General features: G+C 55.3%; 4 protein-coding genes and 4 tRNA genes. 1 reads left to right on the forward strand and 7 read right to left on the reverse strand.

What is annotated here, in order from left to right; all coding sequences use genetic code 11:
- The 5 genes from ABEA08_RS09650 to ABEA08_RS09670 form a co-directional block, all read right to left on the reverse strand.
- A partial coding sequence (locus ABEA08_RS09650) for a GTP-binding protein (RefSeq protein ID WP_345335087.1) occupies positions 1 to 128 on the reverse strand: 128 nt, incomplete at its 3' end.
- A 98-nt stretch (positions 129 to 226) separates the two neighbouring features.
- A tRNA-Thr gene (locus ABEA08_RS09655) sits at positions 227 to 302 on the reverse strand.
- A gap of 10 nt (positions 303 to 312) precedes the next feature.
- Positions 313 to 386: transfer RNA gene (locus ABEA08_RS09660), tRNA-Gly, on the reverse strand.
- Between the two features lie 34 nt (positions 387 to 420).
- A tRNA-Tyr gene (locus ABEA08_RS09665) sits at positions 421 to 505 on the reverse strand.
- 7 nt (positions 506 to 512) lie between these two features.
- A tRNA-Thr gene (locus tag ABEA08_RS09670) sits at positions 513 to 588 on the reverse strand.
- Between the two features lie 230 nt (positions 589 to 818).
- On the opposite strand from ABEA08_RS09670, the gene coaA reads away from it, so the two are divergent.
- Positions 819 to 1,766, forward strand: a complete 948-nt coding sequence (coaA, locus tag ABEA08_RS09675) for a type I pantothenate kinase (RefSeq protein WP_345335085.1) — start codon at positions 819 to 821, stop codon at positions 1,764 to 1,766.
- Here the strand turns inward: coaA and birA are convergent.
- A complete protein-coding gene (gene birA, locus ABEA08_RS09680; protein ID WP_345335088.1) occupies positions 1,763 to 2,731 on the reverse strand; it encodes a bifunctional biotin--[acetyl-CoA-carboxylase] ligase/biotin operon repressor BirA in 969 nt (322 codons plus the stop codon). The two genes, coaA and birA, sit on opposite strands and share 4 nt — an antisense overlap.
- Complete coding sequence (gene murB, locus ABEA08_RS09685; RefSeq protein WP_345335086.1) at positions 2,728 to 3,768, reverse strand: UDP-N-acetylmuramate dehydrogenase; 1,041 nt, start codon at positions 3,766 to 3,768, stop codon at positions 2,728 to 2,730. Before murB ends, birA begins: the two co-directional genes overlap by 4 nt.
- Positions 3,769 to 4,631: the final 863 nt, after the last annotated feature.

Consider the following 4,631-nt stretch of genomic DNA (forward strand, 5'->3'; position numbering starts at 1 on the left):
TCGCCACCCATGTGCTTAGCCAGCACGTTGGTGATCGCAGCGGTCAGAGTGGTTTTACCGTGGTCAACGTGGCCAATGGTACCAACGTTAACGTGCGGTTTCGTACGTTCAAACTTTTCTTTAGACATGGTGCGCCTCGGTCAAAACTCAGTGGACAATCCACTGTGGCTTTTGGATTACTCGAAGTGAGTATAACAAGGAAAGATAAGAGGTGTTGCGAGAGGAATGGTGCTGATACCCAGAATCGAACTGGGGACCTCACCCTTACCAAGGGTGCGCTCTACCGACTGAGCCATATCAGCACTTTAAACATGGAGCGGACGGCGGGAATCGAACCCGCGTTATTAGCTTGGAAGGCTAGAGTAATACCATTATACGACGTCCGCATTTCTTTCAAGCTGGGCGCTCGAAGGAAATAAATGGTGGAGGGAGAAGGATTCGAACCTTCGAAGGCAGAGCCGACAGATTTACAGTCTGTTCCCTTTGGCCACTCGGGAACCCCTCCAGAATTTTGGTGCCGCCACCAAGAGTCGAACTCGGGACCTACTGATTACAAGTCAGTTGCTCTACCAACTGAGCTATAGCGGCACGGCGTCACTCAGGACGCGGAGCGCATAATAGGAAAACCGGCGAAGCTGTGCAATAGCTAATTGCAAAAAAAACCAAAAACCGACTCAACCGAACAGCTTTTAACCGATCGATGGTTTCTCTTCCTTACTTAGGCAAATCCGACCCCGACCTAAACCCCGCTCGAGCCGTAAGTTGCTGTACCTTTTAAGAACCGGGTTGTATAGTCCGCTCGCAACCTAGGAGAGATAATGTCTTGTACATCCGCTGATAAGGATCACGCCTACCAGAGCTTCAGCCGGCCCCAATGGGCTGCGCTGCGCGACGCCGTGCCTCTTCCTCTTAGCGAGGCGGAGCTTGAGCGCTTACGGGGGATCAATGACGACATCTCACTCGAAGAGGTCGAAGCGATCTACCTACCGCTCTCGCGCTTGCTGAATCTCTATGTGCACTCCAAACAGCGCCGCGGCGATGTGCTGGAGCAATTCCTCGGCCGCAAGCCTTCGTTGGGCCCCTATATCATTAGCGTGGCCGGCTCGGTCGCCGTCGGCAAAAGCACCACAGCACGGATCTTACAAGCCCTGCTGCAACGCTGGCCCGAGCACCCGCAAGTTGAGTTGGTCACCACCGACGGGTTTCTCTTCCCGCTTGAAGAGCTGAAGAAGCGCGATCTGATGAGTCGCAAAGGCTTCCCGGAAAGCTACGACATTCGCATGCTGCTGGATTTCGTACGCAGCGTGAAGTCGGGGGAAGTGGCCGAGGCGCCGATCTACTCCCATTTGACCTATGATCGGATCGACAACGCCAGCCAGAGCATCAATCGGCCGGACATTCTTATCCTCGAAGGTCTGAACGTGCTGCAAACCGGGATCGACTATCCGCATTGGCCGCAGCGCCCCTTTGTCTCCGACTTTGTCGACTTCTCCATCTACGTCGACGCAGACGAAAGCTTATTGAAACAGTGGTATGTCGAGCGCTTCCTCAGCTTTCGAGACGGCTCGTTCCGCGATCCGAACTCCTACTTCCACCACTATGCCAAGTTGAGCCAATCGGAAGCCGCAAAAACCGCCAGTAAGATCTGGGAGCAGATCAATGGCCCTAACCTGCGTGAAAATGTGGCACCGACCCGAGAGCGTGCCGATCTGATCCTCACCAAGAGCGTGCAGCACCAGATCAGCCAGATCCGCTTACGGGGCTAGTTCTGCCACTGCGGCCGTAGGCTCAACTCGCCGCCACCGAATGCCTTGATCTGACCTGAGGCCAGCTCAAGTTGCAGATTACCCTGCGGATCGATCCCACGTGCCACGCCCTGGATCTCGCGCTCGCCCATCAAGAGCGTTACCGCTTGATCACGAAAACGATCCCGTGCTCCCCAAGCCGCAATAAAGGGGGCCAACCCCTGCTGTTCGAACTGCTGCATCCCCGTCGCCAATGCTGCTAGCACCTCTTGGGCCAAGGCGGTGCGATCCACTCTCTCAGCCGAATCGCCTTGCAGATCCGCCCACGGCTGATCGATCAAGTCGGCCATCGACGCCGGCATCGCCACATTGATCCCGCACCCGATCACGAGATCACAGGGCTCACCGATCTGCCCCTGCATCTCGATCAGGATCCCGCCCAACTTACGGCCTTGTAGATAGAGATCATTCGGCCATTTGAGCTCAATGTCAGCATAACCACAGCGCTCCAATGCCTGGGCCAGCATCACTCCAACCGCAAGACTTAAACCACCAACCGCCCCCATGCCCTGCTCTAAGCGCCAGAAATACGAGAGATATAGGTGACAAGCCAAGGGCGACACCCAGGGACGTCCCCGCCGCCCTCTGCCCGCCGTCTGCATCTCCGCTAAGCACGCCTCGCCACTGTGACAGCGCTCGCGACGAGCCATTAAAAACGCGTTAGTCGAATCCAACTGCCAGAACAGATGTAAAGGGACACTGCGGCCCAACAATAATTGCTCAGCGTCCAACAGACTCAACGGCGCGGCTAACCGGTAGCCCTTGCCCTTCACCCGGTAGATCTCCAGCCCATAGCCAGAGAGCGCCTCGATATGGTTATGCACCGCAGTACGGCTCAGTACCAACTCCGTTGCCAACTCAGAGCCAGAATGAAACTCGCCGTCGGCTAAGCGCTCGATCAATTGCTGGCGCACCGATGAGATCATGCCTGCCAACACAGCGCTCCTTGTCCATCGAGGATCCGGACCTCCGGCTCCAAAGTGATCTGGTAACGCTCAGCGACCGTCATCACGACATGGCGGGCTAGCGCCACCAGATCTTCCGCCGTCGCCGTGCCTCGATTGACCAACACCAAGGCTTGATCCTGATGAACTGACGCACCACCGATGGCAACCCCCTTCAGCCCAGCTTTATCGATCAACCACCCTGCTGGCACCTTGATCCCGCCGGACGGATCGGGATAACCGGGCAGATCGGCAAAACATTGCTGTAACCGCTCGAACTCGGCTTGTTCGATCACCGGGTTTTTGAAGAAGCTGCCGGCATTACCCAACCGGGCGGGATCGGGCAACTTTGCCTGACGCACATCGACGATAGCGCGATAGATCCGATCGGCCGTCAGCGTCCCTTCCGACTCGAGCGCCTTCAGCGGGCCATAGCCCAACTTCGGCTGCCAATCCGTCGGTAAAGCCAAACCAACCGCGGTGATCACGCAGCGTCCACTCAACTCTTGCTTAAAGACCGAATCTCGATAGCCAAAGCGGCATTGATCCGCATCCAGACGTTCGATCTCCAAAGTCTCCAGATCCAGATAATCAACGTAGAGACAGTGATCGGCAAACTCAACGCCGTAGGCGCCGATATTCTGGATCGGTGCAGCCCCGACGGTACCTGGGATCAGGGCCAGATTTTCCAGGCCAAATACCCCCTGAGACAGAGTCCATCGCACCACCTCGTCCCAATTCTCGCCAGCACCCAAATGCAGTAAGACCTCGGACTGACCCCGAGTCAGATGACGGCCCAGTATCTCATTGCGGATCACCAGCCCGTCAAAATCTTCGGTAAAGAGTACGTTGCTCCCCCCTCCCAGCACCAGCTTGGGCATATCGCGCCACTTAGGATCTCGATACACCGCTCGCAACTCGCTCAGATCGCTCACCGTGATCCCGGCTCTGGCCTGCGAAGGAACAGCAAAGGTATGCCAAGGTAACAGATCGGCAGGTTGTGAAAGCGATAAGCTCATCTAGCTAAGACTCCGGAAGCGCGAAAGAAAGTCGAATAGTACGAGATAAGTGCAGCGGAAGCGAGGATCCCACCCTCAGCGACCTTATGATCCCAACAAAGTCAGTGGAGACTCACTCTCACCAAGACTCAGTTGTATAAGGAGTGAACGCTTTCGACAAACTTAACAGCGAAACCATTACGCAGGGGAGAGTGCACCAATAACCAAAGCCCCGACGCAACGGATCAGAACCGACTCATTGTGCGCAACATGCATTGCCATATCGCGTCACGACGGCTACCTGCTAGCGAAAAAATAGCTTCAAGACAGAGAAGCGATAGAAAACATGGTGGGAAAATGGGAGGACTACCAAATGAGCGTCAGCTTTAGCATTGCAGGCAACGCCTAAACCACAGCACGATCGCATCACTAAGATTGCACGCATACAAAAAAACAGCCGTTAAGCTGAGTTTCTCGCGACAAGATATCGACACAGATAGCGTCGCTACCGGCTGCCTCAAGCGCCGGAACCCGCGCCCCCGGCGTGATAGGCCGGCGCTCTGATAAAGAGATAACCAACTGAGCTGCCACTCCGCTGCCTTGCGCAGCTTAAGTACATACGAAAAAACCCAGCTGTTAGGCTGGGTTTGTCGCGACAAGATGTCGAAATAGATGGCTTCATTACCGGCTATCTCAAAAGCTGGAATCCGCGCCCCCCGGCGTGACAGGCCGCTGCTCTAATAAAGAGATAACCAACTGATACCAATTGCACTAAAAGTTTGATCTAATAGTGCTTTGATTAGTGACCCGAGCATCGACGATGCATACTTCCAGCGATTTCAAGCAACTTGCCAAGAAAGTCAGCGATTCGAGGATGAGAACGC

This window comes from Ferrimonas pelagia, from assembly GCF_039543565.1.
GTDB lineage: Bacteria > Pseudomonadota > Gammaproteobacteria > Enterobacterales > Shewanellaceae > Ferrimonas > Ferrimonas pelagia.